The sequence below is a fragment of the Nodosilinea sp. LEGE 07298 genome, assembly GCF_015207265.1.
GTDB lineage: Bacteria > Cyanobacteriota > Cyanobacteriia > Phormidesmidales > Phormidesmidaceae > Nodosilinea.
In genome coordinates, this window is record NZ_JADEXE010000011.1 from 1 (window position 1) to 24,688 (window position 24,688).

The window sequence follows — 24,688 nt, forward strand, 5'->3', positions numbered from 1 at the left end:
CCCTTCCCCCGCCAAATCGCATCCGCCACCCGACACACATCGTGCATCTCCGCCCCATCGTGGACGCGCAGAATGTCCGCCCCGCCTGCGATCGCCGCACAACAGGCCGCCGCCGTACCCCACACTCGCTGCTGGGGGTCGGGCTGGTCGAGAATGTGGCCGATAAAGCTCTTGCGCGAGGGGCCAACCAGCAGCGGGCGGCCCAACTCGCGAAACCGACTGATCTGCCGCAGCAGTTCTAGGCTCTGGGCAGAGGTTTTGGCAAAGCCCAGGCCGGGGTCAACGGCAATCTTGCTGGGTTTAACGCCGACTGCGATCGCCGCTTCGATCTGGTGCTGCAAAAATTCGTAAATCTCGCCCACCATATCGTGATAATCGGTGCGCTGCTGCATGGTAATCGGGGTGCCCCGCAGGTGCATGATCATAATCGGCACGCCCAGGTCGGCCACTGTCGAGAGCATGCCCTTGTCGTAGGTGCCCGCCGAAATGTCGTTAACAATGTCGACCCCAGCCCGCACCGCCGCCCGCGCCACCGATGACCGCGTGGTATCCACCGAGATAATCGCCTGAGCCAGAATATCGTCGTCATCCCGACGAATGGCTTCAATGACTGGAATCACCCGTTCCAGCTCCTCGGTGCGAGAAATCGACTCAGCCCCAGGCCGGGTTGACTGACCACCAATGTCGAGAATGTCGGTACCGTGGTGCACCAGGTGGCGAGCCTGGGCCACTGCCCGCTCTACCGTGTTGAACTGGCCACCGTCGCTAAAGCTGTCGGGGGTTACGTTGAGCACTCCCATCAGATAGGTGCGGCTGCCCCAGATAAAGGTGCGATCGCGAATTGTCCAGGCAGACGGCGCTGCAAGCACAGACATGGAGGTTGCCTCAGCTAGAATCTCTGCCTAGCTTAAACGAATTAGGAGATATAGAGTTTCAGGTATCAGGTTTCAGGTTCTTCCTGACACCTTAAACCCTAAACCTGAAACCCTAGCTACAGCACCTTCTCTAAAAACTGCTGAGCGCGATCGCTCTTGGGTGCGCTGAAAAACACATCCGGCGGCGCATCTTCGACCAGATAGCCCCCGTCGAGAAACAAAACGCGATCGGCCACCTCGCGGGCAAACCCCATCTCGTGGGTGACAATGCACATCGTAATGCCGGTTTTGACCAGAGCTTTCATCACGTCTAGCACTTCCTTCACCATTTCGGGGTCGAGGGCGCTGGTGGGCTCATCAAACAGCATCACATCGGGCTCCATGGCCAGGGCGCGGGCGATCGCTACCCGCTGCTTTTGCCCCCCCGACAGCCGTGAAGGATATTGGTCAGCCTTCTCCGACATCCCTACCTTAGCCAGCAGATCCAGCGCAATTTTGCCCGCATCCGCCTTCGAGAGCCCCCGCACCTTCATCGGTGCGTAGGTGAGGTTACTCAACACCGTTTTATGTGGAAACAGGTTGAAATGCTGAAACACCATGCCCACGTTCTGGCGCACCTTGAGAATGTCGCACTTGGGTGAGGTAATGTCGATGCTATCGATAAAAATGTGCCCAGCAGTAGGCACCTCCAGCAGGTTAATGCAGCGCAGCAGCGTCGACTTGCCCGACCCCGAGGGGCCAATAATCGCCACCACCTCCCCGGTATCGACCTGGGTAGAAATGTCCCTCAGCACCTCCAATGGCCCGAAGGATTTGACTAAGTGCTCGATTCTAATCACTGCGGCGCATCCTCCGCTCAAGAACTTGGGCTGCCTGGGTTAGCCCCATCACCATGACGTAGTAAATCACCCCTACCACAATCAGCGGCTCAAAATAGAGAAAGGTCTGACCTGCCACCACCTGAGCCCGCCGCATCAGGTCTAATGCTCCAATAGTAGACACCAGAGCCGAATCTTTCAGTAGCGCAATGGTCTCATTGACCAGAGCGGGCAGAATATTCTTAAACGCCTGGGGCAAAATAATATCGAGCATCATGGGTCGGTAGGCTACCCCCAGCGACATCGACGCCTCCCGCTGGCCTTTATCGACGGCCATAATGCCCGCCCGAATGGTTTCCGAGCTGTAGGCAGCCGAATTGAGCGAGAAGGTAAACACCCCCGCCTCAATCGGCGAGATCCTGTAGCCAATTAGCTGGGGAGTGGCAAAGTACACTAGCGCCAGCTGCAAAATCAGCGGTGTGCCGCGAAAAATTGACGTATAAAATTCCGCAAACCACCGCAGCGGCTTAATGCTGGAGATCTTCAGCAGCGACAGCAGGGTGCCCAGGGTAAACCCCAGCAGCGCCGATAGTACCGTAAACCTGAGAGTGACTAAAATGCCCTGGATAATAAAGGGCAGCGACGGCAGAATTTGGCCAAAGTCTAGGTTCATAGAGGTGACTACTCGGCCCCATCGCCAAACCACTTGACGATTAGCTCTTCCATCAAACCGCTCGACTCCATTTCGGCCAGCACCTGGTTAAAGTCGTCTACCCGTTCAGAGTCTTTGGGGAATGCGATCGCCGACCCCACCGGACCTTCTTCTGGAATCACGACCGCCTCTAGGTCGGGGTTGTTCTCCAAAAATCCCTTCGCCACCGTATCTTCGATAATGGCCGCATCAATACGGCCCGACTTCAGCTCCTGCACGATTTCGTTGATGCGGTTGAGGGGTGACAGCTCCATGCCGGGAGTTTCTGTCGCCAAATCTTGGGCTAGCCCCTCCTGAATTGAGCCCAGCTGTACCCCTACAGTTTTGTCTTCTAAGTCGGCTGGAGACGTAATGCCACTGCCTGAGGGCGAAACAATCGTTTGCTGGGCGGTGTAGTAAATGTCAGAAAAATCGACGTTTTGCTGGCGTTCTTCGGTAGGGGTCATACCCGCCATCACAAAGTCGGCCCGGCCAGCCTGTAGAGCCGGAATCAGGCCGTTAAAGTCGATGTTGGTAATTTCGAGGTCGTAGCCCAGCTCGGTAGCAATGTGGCGAGCAATATCGACGTCAAAGCCGACGATTTCTTCGGTACCCCCGGCGGTCTCCACAAACTCGTATGGAGGGTAGTCGGCAGAGGTGGCCATAGTGAGAACGCCGCCCGCAGCCTCACCGCCCTCAGCAGACTCATTCCCCCCACAAGCAGCGGTCAAACTCACCGTGGCCAGCGCCACCGCTGCGGTAGATGCTAAAAACCAACGTCGTTTCATAGACTCTTCTCCAGCAGTAATCAGGTCTACAGGGCTAGGGAAACCTCCCAGAAGCCATAACTCTAAAACACGAGGCTGGATCTTGGCCAGCACCGAGCGACATTCCTGATAGCTTGCAGAGAAAATTTTGCCCTGGAAGTAATAGGGGCTACCGTTTAGCAAAGTTGCGGTTTTGGTCGGTGGTGGTACCCGATCGCTGGCCTAACTTTACGGGACGACATCTTCTGGCAAAAAGCGATCGCCCAGTTGATTGGTCGACCACTGATATTCGACGTCAATTTTGGCCTGTTTACAGGTTTCTTCGAGCTGGCGCTGCTGCGACAACGCCTTGCGCAGGGCAACAATCAGCCCCTGCACCTGCATCCGAAGTTGGGGATTTTGGTAGGCCACCGACATAGTCTGCTGTTCAAGCAGTCGCAGCAGCAGTTCGTAGTGAATGTGGGAAGGTAGCGGGAGCGGTTTGCCTAGATTTGCCATTGCGGTGCCCCAGGGTTCGATCTAATGATTAAACAGGAAGTACTGAAAGACCGCAGTATCTATACGGTATTTTTTTCGTAAAGCTGGTCGATGGCAAGCCCAGGGTCGGGCTGCCGAATCAGCGATTCACCAACCAGTACAGCGGTTGCCCCGGCCGCAGCCACCGCCTTTAGATCTGCCGGGGTGTGAATGCCCGATTCGCTGACGACCAAGGCTTTGCTGGCGTTCAGCTGATCGCGGCGGGCCGTAATCAGGTCTGCGGTAGTCTCTAGCCGGGTGGTGAAGGTCTCTAGATCGCGATTGTTAATGCCAATTAGCGCCAGCCCCGGCACCGCCAACACCCGATCGAGTTCTTCGAGGGTGTGGACTTCGACCAGCACCGCCATGCCCAGAGCCTTGGCGATCTGCACAAAATAAGTCAAATCTTGATCGGTCAAAATAGCGGCGATCAGCAGCACGGCATCGGCCCCTTTAGATCGGGCCAGATACATTTGATAGGGGTAGATGATGAACTCTTTGCACAGCAGGGGCAGGTCCACCGCCTGACGAATTTGGGCCAGGTACTCAAAGTCGCCCTGAAAAAAGGCTTTGTCGGTAAGCACCGAGAGGCAGGTGGCCCCGTGGGCGGCGTAGGTTTGGGCGATCGCCACCGGGTCAAAGTCGGCCCGCATTACGCCCTGGCTGGGGGAGGCTTTTTTTACCTCGGCGATCAGGGCCGGGGTCGTGCACCCGTCCCGCAGGGCGGCCACAAAGTCACGCGGCGGCGGCGCATCCAGCACCTGTCGCTGTAAATCGGCCAGGGGCAGTCGCTCTCGCAGAGCGGCCACCTCGGTTTCTTTGTGCCAAACAATTTTTTCTAAAATGTGCCTGGGTTCAGCGTCGTCGGCTTTGATTTGATACTGCAAGTTTTTGACCGCAACGGCGGGGTTGGGAGGGCGGCGACGAATCTTCATTAATTTTGGAGTTTGGATTGGCAGTTTTAGATTGGGCCAGTGTCTCAATTGTAGGGTGGGCACTGCCCACCATTAACCCTGGGAAAAGAGCAGAGTATTAGAACCGGGCATGACGCGATCGCAGCAGCAGGTTGGTCGGATCAGGGCAGGGCGGAAAGGTGGGCAATGCCCACCCTACGAGAATTACACTGGGGAATGGCGACGATCGCGGCTGCGGGTAGATCGAGCGATCGCCAGAGAGAACGGTGGGCAGTGCCCGCTGATCAGGCGGGGACCACCACCGCTCGCTTAAAGGCCTCGTCGAGCACCTCCGAGAGGGTGGGGTGGGTGTGCACGCAGAACGACAAGTCGGTAACGGTTTGGCCATTGGCGATCGCATTGGCCGCCTCCTGAATCAGATCTGCCGCGTGCATACCAATAATGTGGGCACCGAGAATTTCCCCTGTGTCTTTGCGGTAAATTACCTTGGCCAGCCCGTCCGACTCGCCCTCGGCCAGGGCCTTGGAGTTGCCCTTAAAGTAGGTGCGCACGGTGTCGATCATAAAGCCCTCGGCCTCGGCCATCAGTTTGGCAGCGGGTTCGGTCATGCCGACAAAGCTGACCTCAGGGTGGGTAAAGGCCGCTGCCGGAATGCTTAGGTAATTGACGGTGCGAGGCTCGCCGCAGATGGTTTCGATGGTGAGAATACCCTGGGCCGAGGCCGCGTGGGCCAGCATCATCTTGCCAGTGGCATCGCCGATCGCCCACAGATGGGGCACCGGCTCACCGTTGCGCAGCACCTGTAGGTGGTCGTCTACGGGAATAAAGCCGCGCCGATCGGCCTCCACGCCAACTCGCTCTAACCCCAGATCTTTGGTAGCAGGAATGCGGCCCGTGGCCACCAGGCAGGCATCAACTTCCAGGGTTTCGACCACTTCTCGGGTTTCGCGATCGGCTAGCTCGATCACCACAGGCGATCCGGGCGTCACCTTTTGGGCGATCACGCCAGCGCGGGTTTCGATGTCACGAGGGGCAATCAGCACCCGCTGGGCGATCTTGGCGATGTCGGGGTCGAAGGTAGGCATCAGCTGATCCAGCGCTTCGATGATGGTGACTTCGCAGCCCAGGGCGGTGTAGACGTCCGAGAACTCCAGGCCGATGTAGCCACTGCCGATGATGGCGATCCAGTCGGGTAGCCAGTCGAGCTTGAGCGCTTCGTCGCTGGTAAACACCGTTTTGCCGTCGGTCTCAATGCCGGGGGGCACAAAAGGCACCGAACCCGGCGACAGAATGATGTCCTGAGCCGTAACAATTTTTTCGCCGTCGGGAGTGGCGATCGCTACCTTCTGCTCCCCCGCCAGCCTGGCCCAGCCCTTGACAATATCGACCCCCAGTCGGCTCAGGCTATTGGTCATATCGCCCTGAATCTTGCTGACCAGGTTTTTGGCGTGGTCGGCGATCGCCTCGCGATCGTAGGTAACATTGCCCACCGAAATACCCAGTGATTTTAGATGGTGCTCGTTGCGCAGCTCGCGCACCCGGCCAGAGGCCGCCAGCAGAGCCTTAGAGGGAATGCAGCCCCGGTTGACGCAGGTGCCCCCCATCACATCGGCCTCGACAATGGCCGTTTTTAGCCCCCGCTTCACCGCGTGCAGGGCAGCCCCATGGCCCCCCACCCCAGCGCCAATAATCAGCAGGTCGTAATCAAATGCGTCGCTCACAGCAGGCTCCTGAACAGGTGATCCAAAAACAGGGTTACTTAGTTGAAGGTGGGACAATGGAGAGCTTTAACCCCAGAGACCCCCAAGGGCATTGACCCTACATAAGGACTAAAGTTTTCTTTCATTCTTGACTACCAGGGGCAATCAGACAACTCCTCGACCTCAAACCTCTACCACCGATCGCTGTCGCCGCGCCTCGTAGAGCAGTAGTGCTGCCGCAATCCCTACATTTAGCGATTCTACTGCCCCCGCCATCGGGATGCACACCTCCACTGTGGCCTGTCGCTGCAGGGCTTTAGACAGCCCGGCCCCTTCGTTACCCAGCACAATCACCGTCGGCTGGGTAAAGTCTACCGACCAGTAATCCGTGGTGGCGTGGGAACTGGTGGCCACTAGCTGCACTCCAGCCTGATCCCACTCTGTCACGACAGAACTCAGATCATCTACCACCGCGAGGGGTAGCCGAAACCACTGGCCCGCCGAGGCCCGCAACACCTTGGGATGGTCGGGAGCCACGCTGTCGGCGCTGAGCCACAGGCCCTCGGCTCCGGCGGCTACCGCCGTGCGAATGATGGTGCCCAGGTTGCCGGGGTCTTGCAGGGTTTCCACCACCAGCCCAATGCCCTGAATCGCTGGATTTGGAGAACGAAAGACTTGGGGAGCGATCGCCACCACCCCATCAGGATGCTGAGTCGTGGCCATACCTTCTAGCACCGCCGCAGACACCTGCTCGACGCGATCGGCCCGCTGCTCCAGGGCTAGGGCTAGATCGGCATGAGCTTGCTGCCACTCAGGGGTGTAGCAGGCAACTTGTAGGGGATAGTCAGCGGCCAAGGCTTCCTGGATCAGGTGAGTGCCTTCGAGCAGAAATTGGGCCTGCGATCGCCGTACTTTGGCCTGATGCAGCTTGCGAATAAACTTAACCAGAGGATTTTGCAGGCTCGTAAGCATGACTACATCCCCTGGTTAACCGTTTACCGATGAATGCGGAACCCGGGACTTGAACCCGGATGTTATTGCTAACACTAGGACCTGAACCTAGCGCGTCTACCAATTCCGCCAGTTCCGCTGGCCGGGCGTTTTTTATGAACGCCGCGACTTGTAATCATGCACCCATAGAGCACCAGAGTCAAGCGTTTGAAAAAAGATTTCGTGATTCTGAATGAATCAGCTATCCTGATGTGGCCAAGTTTGGCAAATGGATCTGGATTGCTATGGCGAAATTGATGGTTTCGGGTAGAATCTAGACGAAAATTTGGGGAAAAGTGGAGTTATCAGTTGTGGAGGACACCGCCATCGTTACATCCATTGGTTTGCCCAACCCCTTAACCGCTGCCGAGGCGGATGGTGCTGTGCTCGAGATCACTGGCGGTGCTCCCTTAGCAGGCCAGGTCACCATTAGCGGAGCCAAAAATTCAGCCTTAGTCGTAATGGCAGGTACGCTGCTCTGCTCACAGCCCTGCCGCATTCGCAATATCCCCAACCTGATGGATATTGCTCGCATGGGTGAGGTGCTAACCGCCCTAGGGGTCAAGCTCAAGCGCGAGGGCGATGCCCTCACCGTCGATGCCAGCACCATTGCCCACACCAAAGCCCCCTACGACGTTGTCAGTCGGCTGCGGGCCAGCTTTTTTGTCATTGGTCCACTGCTCGCCCGCATGGGGGTAGCGCGCATTCCCCTGCCCGGCGGTTGTGCGATTGGGGCACGCCCGGTTGAGCTACACGTCCGTGGGTTGCAGGCGATGGGGGCCGATGTACACATTGAGCACGGCACCGTTCACGCCTACGTACCCGGCAGCGGTGGACGGCTCAAGGGAGCCAAAATCTACCTCGACTACCCCAGCGTGGGAGCCACCGAAACCCTGATGATGGCTGCCACCCTAGCGGACGGCGAAACCATTATTGAAAATGCTGCCCAAGAGCCTGAGGTGACCGATCTAGCCAACTTCTGCCGAGCCATGGGGGCGCGGATTCGCGGGGCGGGCACCAACACTATTACTATCGTGGGCGTACCCAGCCTGCACAGCACCGACTACGGCATTATTCCAGACCGCATCGAGGCGGGTACGTTTTTGGTGGCCGGGGCCATTACCCGTTCCGAAATCAGCATTGCTCCCATTATTCCTGAGCACTTAACCGCCGTAATTGCCAAGCTCCACGAAATTGGCGGCCAGGTCATTACCGACGGCCCCAACCGAGTGCGCTACGTGCCGTCCCACTCTATTGCGCCTACCGATATTCAGACCGGGCCGTTCCCCGGCTTCCCTACCGATATGCAGGCCCAGTTTATGGCCCTGATGGCGGTCTGCGAAGGCAGCAGCCTGATCACCGAAACAGTGTTTGAAAATCGCCTGCGCCACGTGGCTGAACTCAACCGCATGGGGGCTGATATTCGCCTTAACGGCAACTGCGCCATTATTAAAGGTGTACACCAGCTCTCCGGTGCGCCGGTGCTGGCCACTGACTTGCGGGCCTCGGCTGCTCTGGTGTTGGCAGGGCTTGCGGCCAAGAGTACCACTACCATTCAGGGCTTACACCACCTCGATCGCGGTTACGACGACCTAGAGGGCAAGCTGCGCCTGCTGGGGGCTAACCTGCACCGCTACACCGATGGGGTAACGGTACCGGTATAGAATATCGCTAGGGCGGGGCCTTAAGCTACAGACCTAGCCCAAGGCAAGCATTAACGGGCGATCGCCCCGCCCTAGCTGTCAAAATCGGCGTTTCATACGAATCGACCCTGCTGTTACGACGGTGGGGTCGATTCGTATTGGTTAAGAAAAGCATCAAAACCATCGACCAGAATTCGTCCCTGGGCAGTCTGAGCGTAAGCCACAAGATGGTTGATACTCTCTTTTGCAGGAAGGTTTGCCATGACGTCTACAGATGAGTTTTCGGTTAAAGAAATTACGGTAAGTCGGCAGTCTCCCGGGGAAGAGCGCCAGGCGGCTTTGCACCAGATCTATGCTCAGGTTTTAGAACGACAGCCCTATGGGTTTGAGCGCAAACAGCTAGCTAAAACCGAGGCAGAATTTTTAAAGAACAAAATCGGCGTCAAGCGGTTCCTGCGCGAGCTGGGCCATTCTGAGGTATATCTCAACGAGTTTTACTACAACTCCTCAAATCCTAAATTTATTGAGCTGTGCTTTAAGCACTTTATTGGTCGCGCTCCCAGTGACCCAGCAGAAATGCACCGCTACTGCGATATTCTGATGCGTCAGGGAGTAAAAGCGATGATTACCGCCCTACTCGATTCGGAAGACTATCTGCGGCATTTTGGCTGCTTTACGGTGCCCCACGCCTGGACTGAGGAAAGCTATCCTTCACCCAAAACATTTTGGGAAACCGATGTGCTGCTCCATGAACTGCACGGACGGCGGGGCTGGATTGTACCAACTATGTTCTGGCACGACCTGCATCTCAACTGCGACGGCGGTAGCTGTAGCCTGCCTGAACCTAATGCCTCCCGTGCGGCCTCGGCGCAGGCCCCAGGGCTCGATGCTCTGCACCAGGTGCTCAGCACAATGAACCCACAGGATTTAGAAAAATTTGCGGCTACCCTCTCTGTCGGCGATCGCGATAAGCTGCGTCACCTGCTGATTCAGCCTGCCCGCTAGGACTTGGCCGATTTAATCGTGGCAGCTCTAACGGCCCAGGGGGCAGGGGACGAGGTTTAAGGTTCGAGGTTTAGGGTTCGAGGTTTCAGGTTCAAGGTTTCAGGTTTCAGGCCTGCCGTGAACCGTGAACCTTGAACCCTGAACCCCACTAACCTATCCCCCGCAGATGGGCAGACCAACACGGTTTAAGGAACCAGTCGGGCAAACTTTTTCTTGCCCACTTGAACTACTTTGCCCGCTAGTTCGTCGGCGCTGGCAAATTCCTGGTTGGGGTCGGTTAGCTTTTCGCCATCGAGCTTGACGGCCCCTCCCTGGATTTGGCGACGGGCTTCGCTGCTGCTGGCGCACAGGCTGGTAGACCCCACCAGGTAAAACAGCTTGGCTGGGAAGTTGACCCCGGTCAGGGAAAACTCGGGCACGCCTGCCGCTGGTTCGCCGGTACCCTGTACCAAGCTAATGGCGGCCTGCTGGGCCTGCTGGGCCGCTGCCTCACCGTGGAACTGGCGGGTGACCTCTAGGGCCAGCATTTTCTGGCGATCGCGCGGTTTTTCCGGCAGCGTGCCGAGGTCGAAGGGCGTCAGCAGCTCAAAATAGTCGTCAATCAAAGCGTCGGGCACTTTTTCGAGCTTGGAGTACATGCTCAATGGGTCTTCCTGTAGCCCTACGTAGTTGCCCAAAGATTTCGACATTTTTTGGCTGCCGTCGGTGCCCAGCAGCAGGGGCAGCAGCAGGCCAAACTGAGGCCTGAGGCCGAAGTGTCGCTGCAAGTCGCGACCGACGGCAATATTGAACTTTTGGTCGGTGCCGCCCAGCTCCACATCAGACTGCACAGCTACCGAGTCGTAGCCCTGCATCAGGGGGTAGAGAAACTCGTGTAGAAACACCGGATCGCCTTTGCCGTAGCGCTCGGAAAAGCCCTCTTTGGCCAGCATTTGCCCCACGGTCATGGTGCTGAGCAGTTCCAGAATTTTGCCTAGATCGAGACCAGATAGCCACTCGGAGTTGTAGCGCACCTCCAGCCGCCCTGGAGTGTCAAAGTCAAGAATGGGGCGCACCTGTTCAAGGTAGGTTTCGGCGTTGGCCTTAACATCAGCCTCGGTAAGCTGGCGGCGCACCTCTGACTTGCCGGTGGGATCACCAATGCGGGCGGTAAAATCGCCAATGATCAGTACAGCGGTATGGCCAGCATCCTGAAAGGCGCGCAGCTTGCGCACCGGAATGCTGTGGCCCAGATGAATTTCGGCCCCGGTGGGGTCAATACCCAACTTGACCCGCAGGGGGCGATCGCCCTGGAGCAGCTGCTGCACTAGGTTTTGCTCGGGGTCGCTGGAGTCGGGCTGGTCAGGAAAGACCTCGCTAATGCCCCGGTAAATACGCTCGAACTGAGCGGGGGGAGCGCTGGAATTGGCCTGGGGCATGGTGAGTACGAACGGAGTTAGGGGGTAGGTAGGCAGGCGGGGAGCTAATCAGAACAGTAACGGTGGGGACTGGGCGATCGCGGCCCAATAGTATAGTTTTTGACAGAACTGGCCCTTGGCTTCTCCTTATAACCATCGGCGAGGCTAGGATAGGCGTGCTTGCGATCGCGCATCAAGTCGGTCTCTCAGCATCCTCGCCGCATAACGGTCTGGACTAGCCCCTTTGATGTGTTTGAGTAGACTGTAAACACCAGGGGCAGGTTCACTTATCTAGAGGGTCATTATAATGTCCTAACCGTCACCTACCGACGCGCACTACCCATTGAAAAGCAGCCTCGTTCAAAAGCAGCTTCTAGCATCTATCGTTACCTAGCATCGTCATCTTTAGCAGCCTTTAATAGCCAACGTGTCATCCAACACCCTTCGCCACAAAAGTCGATCTCAGCCTCAGCCCCTGCGCCGAGCGCCCAACGTACTCAAGTATGTGCAAGACGTGGGCCAGGTATCCGCAGCGGCACTCCTGGGCACCACCATGATTGCCAGTTCTGTACTGGCGGGCGGGTTGGTGGGGCTGGCCATTAGCTTTCGCAACCTGCCCGATGTGCGGGTGCTGCGCAACTATGTACCCAGCGAGACTAGCTACATCTACGACATCAATGGCACCCTGCTCCATAGCCTCCACGATGAGGCCAACCGCGAAGTCGTCGATCTCGACGACATATCTCCCCACCTAAAGCGGGCCGTGTTGGCGATCGAAGACAGCTATTTTTACTCCCACAACGGCATCAACCCCAGTAGTGTAGGCCGAGCCATGCTGGCCAACGTAGCGGCTGGGTCAGCGGTAGAGGGCGGTTCTACCATCACCATGCAGCTGGTGAAGAACCTATTTTTGACTCCCGAGCGAGCCGTGAGTCGCAAAGTGGCAGAGGCGGTGCTAGCCCTGCGCCTGGAGCAAATCTTCAGCAAAGACGAAATTTTGGAGATGTACCTCAACCAGGTGTACTGGGGGCACAACAACTACGGCGCGGAAACAGCATCCCAAAGCTACTTCAACAAATCGGCTAGAGATTTGACCCTGCCCGAAGCGGCGATGGTAGCGGGGTTGATTCAGGCTCCAGAGAGCTACAGCCCCTTCCAAAACTACCAGGCCACGAAGGAACGGCAGGCAATTGTACTCAACCGCATGCGTCAGCTGGGCTGGATTACGCCTGAAGAAGAGTTGGCAGCCCGAGACGCCCCTCTGCTGGTGGGTGAGGTGAAATCGTTTCGCAGCAGCATTTCCCCCTACGTGACTGAGGCGACGGTGCAGGAGCTAAAGCAGCGCTTTGGTAACGAGGCGGTGGTGAAGGGCGGCATGCGAGTGCAGACCACCGTCGACCTGGGTATGCAGCAAATGGCCGAAGCCACCGTGCAGCGGCACAATGCCCGGATTCGCCACATCGCTGACCAGATGGCGCTGGTGGCCATTGACCCCCGCACCCACTTTGTCAAAGCTATGGTGGGCGGAGTTGACTACCAGCAAAGCCAGTTCAACCGCGCCATTCAGGCTTACCGGCAGCCAGGGTCGGCCTTCAAGCCATTTGTGTACTACACAGCCTTTGCCACTGGACGCTATACACCAGCCAGCTCTATTGCCGATACCCCAGTCAGCTATCCCGACGGCTATCGCTCCTACAGTCCTAAAAACTATGACGGTAGTTTTATGGGCAATATCCCCATTCGCACGGCCCTGGAAATGTCGCGCAACGTGCCAGCAGTAAAGCTAGGCCAGGCAGTCGGGGTCAACCAAATTATTGAGTTGTGCCGCACCCTGGGTATTACCAGCCCGATGCAGCCCGTGACCTCGCTCCCCTTGGGATCGGTAGATCTGACCCCGATGGAAATGGCCGGTGCCTACGCCACCTTTGCCAGCAATGGCTGGTACTCTGAGCCAACCTTTATTGTGCAGGTGAGCGACAGCAGCGGCAATGTGCTGCTCGACAATACCCCCCAGCCCCAGCTAGTGCTCGACCCCTGGGCCGCCGCTTCACTCACCGATGTGCTGCAAGGCGTAATTGCCCGAGGCACGGGTACAGCCGCCCAGATTGGAAGGCCCGCCGCCGGTAAAACCGGCACCACCGACTCCCAGCGCGACGTGTGGTTTGTGGGCTATGTGCCCCAGCTTTCAACGGCGGTGTGGATCGGTAACGACAACTACTCGCCGATGCGAGCGGGCACGACTGGGGGCACCTACGCCGCCCCGGTGTGGAAAGACTTTATGCAGCAGGCTTTAGTCAATGTGCCGGTCGAAAATTTCAAGCGGCCTTCGGAGTTTGTGCAGCCCTAGGGAGGGCAGTGAATGCTGAACTGGTGTTTTGGGCACAAAGATTAGGGATCGGCTTCGTCGATTTGGGCCAGGACGCGATCGCGAAATTCTGGGTCGCTATTGGCTAGCCCCAGCAGTTCCCAGTAGGCCGACAGGGTGAGCCCGTCAGCCTGAATTAACTCTAGGGCAGCCGCCTGAATCTCTTGCTGCATTTGGTGCGACTCGGTGTCGGTTTCGGCCCGCTGTAGGCTCAGCTCGCGCGATTCGATCAGCTTGACCACAGCTATATAGGCCCTGACAAAGCGGCTGACGGTCTCAGAGGGAATGTCGTTAGCATCGGGAGCGGTAGGAGTCGCCAAGGGAGCAGCATCGGCAGTGGGCATTGTCGGGGCTGCGATCACCGGTAGGCCGAACCCTAGCAGCAACAGGGCGATCAAGCTGAGACCAACCAAGCCCTTTTTCCACTGGGCTAAGCGGTTGTTTACCCTGATTAGCATGGCTAGAGGCTTATTGATAGCGGCAGTTATCCACCCATAGCCCATTGCACTATCGCCTCGAACCTGTTCTAGAAGCCTACCCGAAACCAGATCGCCTATAGTGGTAGTAGACATAAGCATAAATACATAATGACAAAGGGAACAGACCGCTATGGCAAGCGATGAGATGTCTCCGGTACCCGGTCAGGGAAGCCTTTCTGACCGGGAGCTACAGATCGTAGAGCTAGTGGCATCGGGGCTAACCAACCAGGAAATTTCTGAAAAGCTAGAAATTAGCAAGCGCACCGTCGACAACCATATCAGCAACATCTTGACGAAGACAGCAACAGGTAATCGGGTGGCGCTGTTTCGGTGGGCATTGCAGTCGGGTAAGGTCTGTATCGACGAAGTCAACTGCTGCGTGCTGCCTGAGGCCAAACCCGAAAGCCAGGAGGCTTGAGTCACTGGCTCTGAGTCCAACACGGGCTATGATGGGGATTCTGTATTGCCCTTTGAGAGCACCTGTTCAGATATGGAGCCGATTCAATCTCTGCCCGGAACCGAAGATATTGTGCCAAAGGCGCAGTTTGTAGGCCAAGACCTCAAGGTGGCCGATATTCACACCTGGCAGCGGGTTGAGGCAACGGCCCGAGATATTTTAGGCCGAGCCGTCTACCGCGAAATTCGCACCCCCACCTTTGAGGCCACCGCACTGTTTGAGCGGGGCATTGGTGAGGCCACCGATGTGGTGGGTAAAGAGATGTATAGCTTTAAAGATAAGGGCGATCGCAGCTGTACTCTGCGCCCTGAGGGCACCGCTGGGGTCGTGCGGGCCTACGTTCAGCACAGCCTCTATGCCCAGGGCGGCGTGCAGCGGCTCTGGTATGCCGGCCCCATGTTTCGCTACGAGCGCCCCCAAAAAGGTCGCCAGCGGCAGTTTCACCAGATCGGCGTCGAGGTGCTGGGCAGTGCCGATCCTCGCGCCGATGTTGAGGTGATTGCCCTGGCCACCGATATCTTGCAGGCGTTGGGGTTAAAGAATCTGACCTTTTATCTCAACTCGGTGGGCGACAGGAGCGATCGTGATCGTTACCGCGAAGCTCTGGTCAACTACCTCACCCCCTACTCCGCCGATCTAGATGCAGATTCGCGCGATCGGCTCAGCCGCAACCCGCTGCGCATTCTCGACAGCAAAGACGAAAAAACCCAGGCGATTACCGCCGATGCGCCCAGCATTTTGGACTATCTCGGGCCTGAGTCGAAGCGCAACTTTGACCAGGTGCTAGATCAACTCGCCGGTCTTGGCATTGACTTCGAACTCAACCCGCGCCTGGTGCGGGGGCTCGACTACTACACTCACACAGCTTTTGAAATTCAATCCCAAGATTTGGGGGCTCAGGCGACGGTATGCGGCGGCGGTCGCTACGACGGCCTGGTAGAAGAACTAGGTGGCCCAGCAACCCCGGCCGTGGGCTGGGCGATCGGCCTAGAACGCCTTACCCTGCTGCTTGAAACCCTTCAGCAGACAACGACTGCGGCCCCTGACCTCTACCTGGTGTCGCGGGGCGAACAGGCCGAGGCCAACGCCCTACAGCTGGCCCAAAAACTACGTCATCGGGGTCTGTCCGCAGAGCTTGACCTCAGCGGCTCGGCCTTTGGCAAGCAGTTTAAGCGGGCCGATCGCAGCGGTGCTGCCGCCTGCCTAATTGTGGGCGACGACGAAGCAGCCCAGGGCACCGTGCAGATTAAGTGGCTGGGCTCCGGCAACCAAACCAGCCTTTCGCAAGCCGCGCTGCTCAGCGATATCGATGGGTTTTTGCAGCAGATTCAGAACGCCCGCCTTTAGGGACTCGAAAATTAATAAAATCTCAACGTCATTCCCGCGCAGGCGGGAATCCACTACGGAGTAGCTATTCTAGCTGGTGCTTTATTTTGAGGCGCATCCCTTAGTGTGCCAAATAGTGTGCCAAAGTACCTCCGGCACGTCTAATAGAGCACTCGTGACTAAACACGTCAAAGCGTTATCTCATCCCTAAAGGGTGTGGGATCCTATCGATGGGCAGACCCCACGCCCTCAGAATTTTCGTTACAATCGTTTACACGATTAAATATTTTTTGTTCAACAATTAATTCATCTGCTGGTTGTATGCCTGACACCATGACGAAACTGGCTTATCAAGCCTTACAACAGGGCAAAAGCTACTTTGGGCTGGCCCACAAGACTGTTAGCACCCAGGTCATGCAGGCGGTTAATCCGCCCAAAGACGTTCAGACCACGCCCCTAGATATCAAATCCCTGCAGCTGCTTCAGCAGCGCATGAGTGCTTTACTTGAGCGCGATTGGCAGGATGCCGAAGCGGGCATTTATCCTAAAGAGCTGCTGTTCGATAACCCCTGGGATGATTTCTTTCGGTTTTATCCGCTGGTATGCCTAGACCTGCCCAACATTTGGGATCGATTCAATCAGGGTAGTCATCAGACCTTTGCTGATGATATTGACACAGCAGGCTACCCCAAGTACTACCTGCAAAACTTTCACCACCAGACCAACGGCTACCTGAGCGATATGTCGGCTAACCTGTACGACCTGCAGGTAGAAATCCTCTTCAATGGTACTGCCGACCCGATGCGGCGGCGCATTCTGGCCCCTCTTAAGCAGGGCCTAACAACGGCTGGCATCACCGAGGGGGCAAAGGTGCTGGATGTAGCCTGCGGCACTGGTCGCACTCTGAGCATGATTCGTGAGGCACTGCCCAAAGCCTCGCTGTATGGGGTGGACCTGTCGCCGACCTACCTGCGCAAAGCGAATGAAACCCTGACCGCCCAGCCCGGTGTGCTGCCGCAGCTGATTCAGGCTAATGGCGAGAGTCTGCCCTTTATCGACAACTACTTTGACGGCGTGGTGAGCGTTTTCTTGTTCCACGAGCTACCGGCGGTGGCCCGGCAGAACGTGATCAACGAGATGTATCGGGTTGTGAAGCCCGGCGGCACCGTAGTTCTGTGCGACTCGATTCAGCGGCTCGACTCACCTGAGTTTGAGGCGGCCATGGAGAACTTCCCGACGATGTTCCATGAGCCCTATTACCGCCACTACACCACCGACGACCTCAATCTGCGGATGACTGATGCAGGTTTTGAAGAGGTCAGCAATCAGATCCACTTCATGAGCAAGTACTGGGTGGCTCGCAAGCCAGCGGTAGCCTAAGTCGCTAGCTCACAGTACCAAAAGCCAACAGCCTCCGGTTCTTTGCCGGGGGCTGTTTTTGGACAGTGCTCAGGGAATGCGCCACAGATAGAGTACAGAATCTTCCTCTGACGGCTCTAGGCGCTGGGTAAGGTGGGGCTGCCAATCGCCCATGTCAAACATGTGCGAGACAATGCGGCTACCCGATCGCAGCTGGGTTTGCAGGCGCGATCGCAGCCGCAGATTCAGGTGCGGCAGCAGGTAGATTAGCACCACCGTAGCGTCGTGCAGATCGGCCTCAAACAAATTGCCTTGGGTAAAGGTCAGTCGATGGTTAACCCCGACCTGGCGGGCGCGGGCGCGAGCCTGCATTAAAAGGACTGGGTCGACGTCAATGCCTACCCCCTGAACGCCATAGTCTACAGCAGCCTGCATCAGCAGACGACCATCGCCGCAGCCCAGGTCGTAGACTACATCGGCAGCGGATAGCTCGGCCAGCTTGAGCATGGCGGCGGCGGCATCGGCGGGGGTTGGTATAAAGCCAATGTCGGGACGAGGTAAGGCTGGCATCAGGCGGGCTGGAGCGTGGCCCAGTGAGCCTGAATATCCTGAATGGTAAACAGGGCCTTAAAGGGGAGATTCTGGCTTTGGTAAAGCTCGGCCCCACCCTGCTGGCGATCGACTAAGGCCAGAATTTGGTCGACCTGATACCCGGCAGACTGGAGGCGGTCGACGGCTTTAAGGGCCGACTGGCCGGTGGTGACCACGTCTTCGAGCACCGTTACGGCACTGCCGGGGGGTAGGGTAATGCCCTCAATGTAGGCGCGGGTGCCGTGCCCCTTGGCCTCTTTACGAATAATCAGCGGAAATAGGGTGCGCTCATTGTAGAGGCCGACCAGGCTAACGGCGGTGACCAGCGGGTCGGCCCCCAGGGTGAGCCCCGCCACGGCGGTTGTCTCGGCAGGCACTAAATCGAGCAGCAGTCGGCCCACCATCAGCGACCCCTGAGGGTGCAGGGTAACCAGCTTGCCGTTGATGTAGTAGGTGCTGCGCTGCCCCGAGGTGAGGACAAAGTCACCCTCCTGGTAGGCTCCCTGGCAAAACAAATCGAGCAGGGGCGATCGCAGGGCAGCGGTTTCTAGACTAAGCAGATCAGAGGCTGAGATTTTCAGCAGTAGCTCGTCCATGGGCGGTTAATTCCTTAAAAATGCTCCAGTTTTCTGCGATCGCGCTATAAAGGACATGCACTGGGTGATCGGTTCGGCACAGTTTTGTATAGGATAGGGGCATTTTTGGCCCCAGGCCTGGTTCAGGGCAGCGGCACAATGCCAGAATCGCACCAATTCCCCGCACTGTTTTATTGAGTTGAGGAGGCTTGGCCATGGGCATTCAATTAAATCATATTTCTGGTTTGGCGCTGGCAATGCTAGCGGCGGCGGTCATTGCGCCGGCAGCGCACGCCCAGGATACAGCACCCGAAACAATTCCTGAAGCCCTAGACAACCTGGGTACCACCTACTCCGGCGACTACTTCAGAAATCGGGGCATTACCCGCCAGGCCAAACGCATTTTTGGCCTCGACTTCCCTGAGCGCGCGATCGAGTGGGATGCCAATGCCACCTCTGCCGCCGTTCGAGATATCTTGCTGCTGCAAAATACCAGCGACCCCACCATCCGTGTACCAGATTTGGCCAACCCCTACAGCAGCAGCCTGCTGACCATGCCCAGCAGCAGCGCGCCCTACGTCGGGTCAGAGTTTATCTTTGAACAGCTGTAGCTATCCGTAGCACGGGCTGGTTTAACAGTGATTTTTACCAAAGCAGATCCAGCTAAATCAGCAAAGTTCCCGCCTTGAGCGAACGAGCGTTCATCCAGGGCGGGATTTCTTTGCAAAAAACGCCCTGAGCCTAGACACTCAAACACCCAGTTGAGCCGACAGGGGGTGAAAAATCCAGGGTGCAGGAGTTGAACCTGCCTGGGGCGAATTATGAGTTCGCTGCCTAATCCGCTCGGCCAACCCTGGGATGCTACCTAAACGGTAAAGCACTTTCTATTGTACGCGCAGGTCTAAACCATAATCTTAAATTTTGTTTGAGGCTTAAACTTTATAATTGGGGTAATGTTTAGACCTAATGGGCTGCCAAGCCAAAGATACTGGGTCAGTAGGGTTCAAGGTGTCCGGCCCACGGTCTGTCTTGAGCCATATACCTTGAATTTTGGGCAACTGCCTCCTGTCGCGATTAACTTGGTCAAGTACTCAGCGTCTAAAGTATTTCCATCTCAGGTTTTCTATTTTTGCCCCTGCCATGAACCCTGCCGTAGCGTTTACGTTAATTTTGCTCTCGCTGATGATTGGTTCGGGGGTCGTCAGCGCGTCGTGGGGGTTTACCCTGGGGCGGCAAGCGCTGACCGGTGTACGCCAGCCAGAAACTCGGCCTACGAGTGGTTCTCCCGTCGCCCGCGAGGCTGGGTCGGCAGGACATGGCGATGTCGTTCTAGTCAACGAAGCTGAGGTTTTGCAGCAGGTAAAAGCTCGCACTAGCGGCGGCCAGTAGCTTTTAGGCACTGGACAATGGGCGTTTTACCCTATGTATTAACCGTCATTATTCCTGAACAGCTGCCTCCCGCCGCGATCGCATCGCGGCTACTGGCTGTGCTGATGCTAATTGGCATTAACGCCTTCTTTGTGGCGGCAGAATTTTCAATGGTGTCGGTACGGCGATCGCGCATTAGCCAGCTGGTTTCTGAAGGCGATGTGCAGGCCAAGACGGTGCAGCAACTCCAGCGCAGCCTCGATCGCCTGCTTTCCACCACCCAGTTGGGCATTACCCTGTCTAGCCTAGCGCTGGGGTGGGTGGGCGAAGGCACCATGGCTGTCATCCTAGCCTTTTGGATTACCCAAACTCCCCTAAACGAGGCCCAAAGCGAAGCTCTGGCCCACGCCCTGGCGATTCCAATCGCGTTTTTTTTGGTTGCCTACCTGCAAATTGTGCTGGGAGAACTGTGTCCTAAATCGGTCGCGATGCTTTACCCCGAGCAAGTTGCTCGGTTCTTAGGTCCCCCCAGCCTGACCATTGCCCGGCTATTCAATCCGTTTATTTGGATTTTGAATCAGTCGACCCGGCTGCTGCTGCGGCTGGTCAATATTCGGTACAGCGACCAGGTCAGCTACAGCCGCCTTACCCCCGAAGAACTCCAGCTCATCATTCGCACCACTGCCGAAACCCCAGGCCTGGAAGCCGAAGAGCGCGAGCTGCTCAACAATGTGTTTGAGTTTCGCGACGTGACCGCCGAAGAAATCATGGTACCCCGCACTCAAATCCATGCTATTCCCCTAGCGGCTACCTTTGGGGAGCTAATTGAGGTCGTGGCCACCACCGAGCACTCCCGCTACCCGGTCATGGGTGACTCCCTCGACGACATTCATGGCATGGTCGAGCTGAAGCAGTTTTTGCAGCCTCTGGCTCGCCAGCAGATCAATGCTGATACGCCTCTGCGGGCCTGGGTCAAACCCGCTCGCTTTGTGCCCGAGCACACGCCGCTGCACGAGTTGCTGGCCACTATGCAGCGAACAGGCCAAGAACTCGTCATCGTTGTCGATGAATTTGGCGGTACCGCCGGACTGCTCACCCTCCACGACTTAACTACCGAAATTATTGGCGATATTCACGAGCCCGATGACCACGAACAGTTGGTGCAGCTGCTCGCCGATCAGTCGTATCGCATTAAGGCTCACACCGACCTCGAAGAGGTCAATGAACTGCTCAACTTAGCCCTGCCCTATGCTGACGACTACCAGACTCTAGGCGGATTTTTGATCTATCAAATGCAAAAAATCCCCCACACGGGCGATCGCCTGGTGTTTGCCGAGCATGAGTGGGTGGTTTTATCGACCGATGGCCCCCGGCTCAAAGATATTTTGGTGCGATCGCTTGATTCACCGCTGCCGGGGCCTGAACCAAATATCTCTAGTCGTAGTGCCTCCACCGATTCCGATGAGACGTTTATGATCTAAAGTGCAGCATTCCCCAGGGACAAACTATCGGCGACGCCATCTAAGCGGTTAAAAAACTAGGTGTAAAACGCCTGCGATCGCGTGGGAATCCAGCCGTTTAGACAGCTACTTAACTGCCACAGGTCGCTCGACGGCCTAGGCCAGCATCGTTAGCATTACAGAGCAGGCCAAAATTCGAAATAACGAGTACAGATCCGGGCTAGATTGCGAATCTGGTCGTAAATTCATGCTTCTCTGCCCAGGAATGTCGCTATTCTTTACAGTGTGAAGCATTGTGATACTATCTGAGTAATTTTACCTGGCCGTCCCAGTTCTCCATTGGCTCTGACGTTCGCAATCTATTAGCTGTTTAGCTGTCAGCGTATCTTTGTCTCCCTAGGAAGGACAGGCGTGCAAAACCCCATGTTGTCATCTGCCTTAGACATGCACCAATCTCGAAATCTACCAGATCCTATTCGTGTCGGCGTTATTGGCGTGGGCAACATGGGCCAGCACCACACGCGTGTACTCAGCCGGTTTAAAGACGTAGAGCTAGTCGGCGTGTCTGATGTCAACGTAGAGCGGGGTTTAGACACCGCTGGCAAGTACAGAATTCGTTTTTTTGAAGACTATCAAGAGCTGCTTAAGCATGTCGATGCGGTGTGCGTAGCGGTACCCACCCGGCTTCATCACACCGTGGGCATGGCTTGTTTACAGGCTGGAGTGCACATTTTAATTGAAAAGCCGATCGCCGCCAGCATTGCCGAGGCAGAGTCGCTGGTGAATGCGGCGGCGGCGACCAACTGCATTTTGCAGGTGGGCCATATCGAGCGGTTTAACCCCGCCTTTCAAGAACTGCACAAAGTTCTGAAAACCGAAGAACTGCTGGCCCTCGAAGCCCGCCGCATGAGCCCCTACTCCCAGCGGGCTAACGACGTGTCGGTGGTGCTTGACCTAATGATTCACGACATTGACCTGCTGCTTGAGCTAGCCGGGTCAACAGTCGCCACCCTCACCGCCAGCGGCAGCCGGGCCTCTAACTCTGGCTATTTAGACTACGTTACCGCCACTCTGGGCTTTAGCAATGGCATTGTGGCCACGCTGACCTCCAGCAAGGTCACCCACCGCAAAATTCGCAGCATTACGGCCCACTGCAAAAACTCCCTCACCGATGCCGATTTTCTCAACAACGAGATTTTGATTCATCGGCAGACCACCGCCGACTGCTCTACTGACTATGGCCAGGTGCTTTACCGCCAGGACGGCCTGATTGAAAAAGTTTATACCAGCAATATTGAACCTCTCCACGCTGAGCTAGAGCACTTTATTAACTGTGTGCGCGGTGGCGAAAAGCCCTCCGTAGGCGGCGAGCAGGCCCTCAAAGCCCTGCGCCTGGCCAGCCTTATCGAGCAGATGGCCCTAGACGGCAAACCCTGGCACCACCTTAATCTAACCGATGTAGGCAGCGAACTCCCGGTGGCCCTCCAGGTCTAACCTCTCGACGGGAATATCAGTAACGGTTAGCTCTTTCTGCTGGGCCTTATTTTTTCCCCATGAAGGTCTCTATCAGGGCTGGAAGGCTTTCCAAAGCGGGATGGGTAATATCGGCCTTGCTCAAATCCTCCGCGATATCAGTCGGCTCACCGTTCCTGAAACCCAGTACCTGAAACCCTCAACACAGCAGCTATAGCGCCGCCACAGAGTACTAAGGCACCACCTTAATCGGGGTGCCTATTTTGATATAGCTGTAGAGCTCGTGGATGTCTGCTTCAAACATTCGTACGCAGCCATGGGAAACGGCCTCGCCAACTAGCGTTTCTTGGTTAGTACCGTGAATGCCAATATGATACTGGCCCTGCAGTGCAAAGCCAATCCAGCGCGAACCCAGAGGATTGCTAGGGCCAGGGCCAACGTCTTCTTTAGTAATAGGGTGCTGCCACACGGGGTCGGTGCGCATGTCGCGGACTGCAAAATCGCCCACGGGGGTTTCCCAATCATCTTGACCAATGGCCACGGGAAACTCGTCGCGCACGTTGTCGTTTTGAAAGAGGGTAAGCCGTCGCCGACTCAGGCTAATGACCACGCGGGTGTTGGCGGTAATTAAGGTTTCGGGCGCTTGAGTAATGATCGGGGTCAAACGGGCTAGGCGAATGCGCTCGAAGGGAGCCTCAAACCGCCAGCGCGAGTTGACCTGGTCTTGCCAGGTAGCGGCAGCTAACAGCCCGGCAGCGCCGTAGCACAGCACCATCAGGCAGCGATTTAGGGGAGCTGGCGTGTCCATAGGTCGTTTTGATTGATCCCACCCAACTCCAGCATACTGCTATCCCCAGGTTGTAGCCCGTTTGCAGCGCAGCACACCAGGGCAAGTGCTGCGGGGATTGATATGATTGAGTCGCAGACATAGTGCCGGGGTTGAAAACTGTGGCGGTAAAACCAGATTGGTTACGGGTAAAAGCTCCTCAGTGGGAACGGGTCGGTGAAGTTAAGTCGATTCTGCAAGACCTGGGCCTCAACACCGTTTGTGAAGAGGCCTCGTGCCCGAATATTGGCGAGTGCTTTAAGGCGGGCACAGCTACGTTTTTGATTATGGGGCCAGCCTGTACTCGCGCCTGCCCCTACTGCGATATTGACTTTGAGAAAAAGCCCCAGGCGCTCGACCCGACCGAGCCCTTGCGCTTGGCCGAGTCGGTGCGGCGCATGCGGCTCAATCACGTGGTGATTACATCGGTTAATCGCGATGACTTAGCTGACGGCGGAGCCAGCCAGTTTGTCGCCTGCATTGAGGCGGTCAGGCAAACAACCCCCGAGACCACCATTGAAGTGCTGATTCCTGATCTGTGCGGCAACTGGCAAGCGCTGGAGACCATTTTGGCCTCGCGCCCCCACGTACTGAACCACAACACCGAGACTGTGCCTCGCCTCTACCGGCGAGTGCGGCCCCAGGGCGACTATGCCCGTTCTTTAGAACTGCTGCGGCGCAGTCGAGAGCTCGCCCCCTGGGTATATACCAAGTCGGGCCTGATGATGGGGCTGGGCGAAACCGATGCCGAAGTGCGGCAGGTGATGGATGACCTAAGGGCCATTGACTGCGACATTTTAACCCTGGGCCAGTACCTGTCGCCGGGGCCAAAGCATTTGCCTGTAGCAGAGTTTGTCACCCCGGCCCAGTTTGATGCCTGGCGCGTGGCGGGCGAGGCAAAGGAGTTTTTGCAGGTAGTGTCATCGCCGCTGACCCGCAGTTCGTACCATGCTGAAGCTGTGCGCCAGCTCATGGCCCAGCATCCGCGCTAGCATCCGCGCTAGAAGTTAGCACCATTTTGGGAAGACTCTAGGGGCAGTTGTCGGTAAAACCGCAAAGGTGGAACCGACTGTTTGGTGCAGCCGTCAAAGGG

Annotated in this window: 24 protein-coding genes and 2 tRNA genes; 11 read left to right on the top strand and 15 right to left on the bottom strand. The window is 56.8% G+C overall.

The genetic code is table 11. The annotated features are described in order from the left end of the window. The 9 genes from folP to IQ273_RS02725 all read right to left on the bottom strand — a co-directional run. A partial coding sequence (gene folP / locus IQ273_RS02685; protein WP_194021639.1) for a dihydropteroate synthase occupies positions 1-875 on the bottom strand: 875 nt, incomplete at its 3' end. A 116-nt stretch (positions 876-991) separates the two neighbouring features. Further along, positions 992-1,714, bottom strand: coding sequence for an amino acid ABC transporter ATP-binding protein (locus tag IQ273_RS02690; RefSeq protein ID WP_194021640.1), 723 nt, complete (start codon positions 1,712-1,714; stop codon positions 992-994). Then, positions 1,707-2,366 (bottom strand): amino acid ABC transporter permease, encoded by a 660-nt coding sequence (locus tag IQ273_RS35300; RefSeq protein ID WP_194021641.1) that lies wholly within the window; start codon positions 2,364-2,366, stop codon positions 1,707-1,709. The genes IQ273_RS02690 and IQ273_RS35300 overlap by 8 nt, the downstream gene beginning before the upstream one ends. An 8-nt stretch (positions 2,367-2,374) precedes the next feature. Further along, positions 2,375-3,172 carry a transporter substrate-binding domain-containing protein gene (locus tag IQ273_RS35305; RefSeq protein WP_194021642.1) on the bottom strand — a complete coding sequence of 266 codons (798 nt, stop codon included), beginning with the start codon at positions 3,170-3,172 and terminating at the stop codon, positions 2,375-2,377. Between the two features lie 207 nt (positions 3,173-3,379). After that, complete coding sequence (locus IQ273_RS02705; RefSeq protein ID WP_194021643.1) at positions 3,380-3,649, bottom strand: DUF5340 domain-containing protein; 270 nt, start codon at positions 3,647-3,649, stop codon at positions 3,380-3,382. A gap of 59 nt (positions 3,650-3,708) precedes the next feature. Next, positions 3,709-4,602, bottom strand: a complete 894-nt coding sequence (gene trpC, locus IQ273_RS02710) for an indole-3-glycerol phosphate synthase TrpC (RefSeq protein ID WP_194021644.1) — start codon at positions 4,600-4,602, stop codon at positions 3,709-3,711. A 263-nt stretch (positions 4,603-4,865) separates the two neighbouring features. After that, on the bottom strand, positions 4,866-6,302 hold the full coding sequence (lpdA, locus tag IQ273_RS02715) for a dihydrolipoyl dehydrogenase (RefSeq protein ID WP_194021645.1): 1,437 nt from the start codon (positions 6,300-6,302) through the stop codon (positions 4,866-4,868). Between the two features lie 162 nt (positions 6,303-6,464). Continuing rightward, positions 6,465-7,253: an RNA methyltransferase gene (locus IQ273_RS02720; RefSeq protein ID WP_194021646.1), complete on the bottom strand. Its 789-nt coding sequence runs from the start codon at positions 7,251-7,253 to the stop codon at positions 6,465-6,467. 34 nt (positions 7,254-7,287) lie between these two features. Beyond that, a tRNA-Leu gene (locus tag IQ273_RS02725) sits at positions 7,288-7,371 on the bottom strand. A 211-nt stretch (positions 7,372-7,582) separates the two neighbouring features. Here IQ273_RS02725 and murA point away from each other — a divergent pair. Further along, a complete protein-coding gene (murA, locus tag IQ273_RS02730) occupies positions 7,583-8,935 on the top strand; it encodes a UDP-N-acetylglucosamine 1-carboxyvinyltransferase (RefSeq protein ID WP_194021647.1) in 1,353 nt (450 codons plus the stop codon). Positions 8,936-9,175: 240 nt separating this feature from the next. Beyond that, positions 9,176-9,919 (top strand): phycobilisome rod-core linker polypeptide, encoded by a 744-nt coding sequence (locus IQ273_RS02735; protein WP_194021648.1) that lies wholly within the window; start codon positions 9,176-9,178, stop codon positions 9,917-9,919. Positions 9,920-10,104: 185 nt separating this feature from the next. Here IQ273_RS02735 and tyrS read toward each other — a convergent pair whose 3' ends face one another. Continuing rightward, positions 10,105-11,337, bottom strand: coding sequence for a tyrosine--tRNA ligase (tyrS, locus tag IQ273_RS02740; RefSeq protein ID WP_228052249.1), 1,233 nt, complete (start codon positions 11,335-11,337; stop codon positions 10,105-10,107). 406 nt (positions 11,338-11,743) lie between these two features. Between tyrS and IQ273_RS02745 the strand changes: the two genes are divergently transcribed. Next, positions 11,744-13,663 carry a transglycosylase domain-containing protein gene (locus IQ273_RS02745; protein ID WP_194021649.1) on the top strand — a complete coding sequence of 640 codons (1,920 nt, stop codon included), beginning with the start codon at positions 11,744-11,746 and terminating at the stop codon, positions 13,661-13,663. 41 nt (positions 13,664-13,704) lie between these two features. Here the strand turns inward: IQ273_RS02745 and IQ273_RS02750 are convergent, their stop codons facing one another. Next, positions 13,705-14,139 (bottom strand): DUF4168 domain-containing protein, encoded by a 435-nt coding sequence (locus IQ273_RS02750; RefSeq protein ID WP_194021650.1) that lies wholly within the window; start codon positions 14,137-14,139, stop codon positions 13,705-13,707. Between the two features lie 151 nt (positions 14,140-14,290). Here IQ273_RS02750 and IQ273_RS02755 point away from each other — a divergent pair, with 151 nt between their 5' ends. From IQ273_RS02755 to IQ273_RS02765, 3 genes are all read left to right on the top strand, one after another. Then, positions 14,291-14,578: a helix-turn-helix transcriptional regulator gene (locus IQ273_RS02755; protein ID WP_194021651.1), complete on the top strand. Its 288-nt coding sequence runs from the start codon at positions 14,291-14,293 to the stop codon at positions 14,576-14,578. Between the two features lie 72 nt (positions 14,579-14,650). Beyond that, the gene (gene hisS, locus IQ273_RS02760) at positions 14,651-15,964 is read left to right on the top strand and encodes a histidine--tRNA ligase (protein ID WP_194021652.1); all 1,314 of its coding nucleotides are present in this window, start codon (positions 14,651-14,653) and stop codon (positions 15,962-15,964) included. Positions 15,965-16,264: 300 nt separating this feature from the next. Further along, positions 16,265-17,323 (top strand): class I SAM-dependent methyltransferase, encoded by a 1,059-nt coding sequence (locus IQ273_RS02765; protein ID WP_194021653.1) that lies wholly within the window; start codon positions 16,265-16,267, stop codon positions 17,321-17,323. 69 nt (positions 17,324-17,392) lie between these two features. Here IQ273_RS02765 and IQ273_RS02770 read toward each other — a convergent pair whose 3' ends face one another. Together IQ273_RS02770 and pyrE are read right to left on the bottom strand one after the other, a co-directional pair. Then, the gene (locus tag IQ273_RS02770; protein WP_194021654.1) at positions 17,393-17,872 is read right to left on the bottom strand and encodes a cyclopropane-fatty-acyl-phospholipid synthase family protein; all 480 of its coding nucleotides are present in this window, start codon (positions 17,870-17,872) and stop codon (positions 17,393-17,395) included. Next, positions 17,872-18,489: an orotate phosphoribosyltransferase gene (pyrE, locus tag IQ273_RS02775; RefSeq protein ID WP_194021655.1), complete on the bottom strand. Its 618-nt coding sequence runs from the start codon at positions 18,487-18,489 to the stop codon at positions 17,872-17,874. Before pyrE ends, IQ273_RS02770 begins: the two co-directional genes overlap by 1 nt. A 194-nt stretch (positions 18,490-18,683) precedes the next feature. On the opposite strand from pyrE, the gene IQ273_RS02780 reads away from it, so the two are divergent. Then, entirely contained in the window at positions 18,684-19,079 is a 396-nt protein-coding gene (locus IQ273_RS02780; protein WP_194021656.1) for a hypothetical protein, read from the top strand. 173 nt (positions 19,080-19,252) lie between these two features. On the opposite strand, the gene IQ273_RS02785 is transcribed toward IQ273_RS02780, so the two are convergent. After that, a tRNA-Ile gene (locus IQ273_RS02785) sits at positions 19,253-19,325 on the bottom strand. Positions 19,326-19,608: 283 nt separating this feature from the next. Between IQ273_RS02785 and IQ273_RS02790 the strand changes: the two genes are divergently transcribed. From IQ273_RS02790 to IQ273_RS02800, 3 genes are all read left to right on the top strand, one after another. Then, positions 19,609-19,857 (top strand): hypothetical protein, encoded by a 249-nt coding sequence (locus IQ273_RS02790; RefSeq protein WP_194021657.1) that lies wholly within the window; start codon positions 19,609-19,611, stop codon positions 19,855-19,857. A 17-nt stretch (positions 19,858-19,874) separates the two neighbouring features. Further along, the gene (locus IQ273_RS02795; protein WP_194021658.1) at positions 19,875-21,317 is read left to right on the top strand and encodes a hemolysin family protein; all 1,443 of its coding nucleotides are present in this window, start codon (positions 19,875-19,877) and stop codon (positions 21,315-21,317) included. A 423-nt stretch (positions 21,318-21,740) separates the two neighbouring features. Further along, a complete protein-coding gene (locus IQ273_RS02800) occupies positions 21,741-22,790 on the top strand; it encodes a Gfo/Idh/MocA family protein (protein ID WP_194021687.1) in 1,050 nt (349 codons plus the stop codon). A gap of 211 nt (positions 22,791-23,001) precedes the next feature. Here IQ273_RS02800 and IQ273_RS02805 read toward each other — a convergent pair whose 3' ends face one another. Continuing rightward, positions 23,002-23,577, bottom strand: coding sequence for a L,D-transpeptidase (locus IQ273_RS02805; protein ID WP_194021659.1), 576 nt, complete (start codon positions 23,575-23,577; stop codon positions 23,002-23,004). A gap of 140 nt (positions 23,578-23,717) precedes the next feature. On the opposite strand from IQ273_RS02805, the gene lipA reads away from it, so the two are divergent. Beyond that, on the top strand, positions 23,718-24,587 hold the full coding sequence (lipA, locus tag IQ273_RS02810) for a lipoyl synthase (protein WP_194021660.1): 870 nt from the start codon (positions 23,718-23,720) through the stop codon (positions 24,585-24,587). The last annotated feature ends 101 nt before the right edge of the window (positions 24,588-24,688 follow it).

Excerpts from the sequence above, each read along its gene's own strand:
- IQ273_RS35300 (WP_194021641.1), bottom strand. The coding sequence starts at position 2,366 with ATGAACCTAGACTTTGGCCAAATTCTGCCGTCGCTGCCCTTTATTATC.
- IQ273_RS35305 (WP_194021642.1), bottom strand. The coding sequence starts at position 3,172 with ATGAAACGACGTTGGTTTTTAGCATCTACCGCAGCGGTGGCGCTGGCC.
- IQ273_RS02705 (WP_194021643.1), bottom strand. The coding sequence starts at position 3,649 with ATGGCAAATCTAGGCAAACCGCTCCCGCTACCTTCCCACATTCACTAC.
- trpC (WP_194021644.1), bottom strand. The coding sequence starts at position 4,602 with ATGAAGATTCGTCGCCGCCCTCCCAACCCCGCCGTTGCGGTCAAAAAC.
- IQ273_RS02720 (WP_194021646.1), bottom strand. The coding sequence starts at position 7,253 with ATGCTTACGAGCCTGCAAAATCCTCTGGTTAAGTTTATTCGCAAGCTG.
- IQ273_RS02735 (WP_194021648.1), top strand. The coding sequence starts at position 9,176 with ATGACGTCTACAGATGAGTTTTCGGTTAAAGAAATTACGGTAAGTCGG.
- tyrS (WP_228052249.1), bottom strand. The coding sequence starts at position 11,337 with ATGCCCCAGGCCAATTCCAGCGCTCCCCCCGCTCAGTTCGAGCGTATT.
- IQ273_RS02750 (WP_194021650.1), bottom strand. The coding sequence starts at position 14,139 with ATGCTAATCAGGGTAAACAACCGCTTAGCCCAGTGGAAAAAGGGCTTG.
- IQ273_RS02755 (WP_194021651.1), top strand. The coding sequence starts at position 14,291 with ATGGCAAGCGATGAGATGTCTCCGGTACCCGGTCAGGGAAGCCTTTCT.
- hisS (WP_194021652.1), top strand. The coding sequence starts at position 14,651 with ATGGAGCCGATTCAATCTCTGCCCGGAACCGAAGATATTGTGCCAAAG.
- IQ273_RS02765 (WP_194021653.1), top strand. The coding sequence starts at position 16,265 with ATGCCTGACACCATGACGAAACTGGCTTATCAAGCCTTACAACAGGGC.
- IQ273_RS02770 (WP_194021654.1), bottom strand. The coding sequence starts at position 17,872 with ATGCCAGCCTTACCTCGTCCCGACATTGGCTTTATACCAACCCCCGCC.
- pyrE (WP_194021655.1), bottom strand. The coding sequence starts at position 18,489 with ATGGACGAGCTACTGCTGAAAATCTCAGCCTCTGATCTGCTTAGTCTA.
- IQ273_RS02780 (WP_194021656.1), top strand. The coding sequence starts at position 18,684 with ATGGGCATTCAATTAAATCATATTTCTGGTTTGGCGCTGGCAATGCTA.
- IQ273_RS02790 (WP_194021657.1), top strand. The coding sequence starts at position 19,609 with ATGAACCCTGCCGTAGCGTTTACGTTAATTTTGCTCTCGCTGATGATT.
- IQ273_RS02795 (WP_194021658.1), top strand. The coding sequence starts at position 19,875 with ATGGGCGTTTTACCCTATGTATTAACCGTCATTATTCCTGAACAGCTG.
- IQ273_RS02800 (WP_194021687.1), top strand. The coding sequence starts at position 21,741 with ATGCACCAATCTCGAAATCTACCAGATCCTATTCGTGTCGGCGTTATT.
- IQ273_RS02805 (WP_194021659.1), bottom strand. The coding sequence starts at position 23,577 with ATGGACACGCCAGCTCCCCTAAATCGCTGCCTGATGGTGCTGTGCTAC.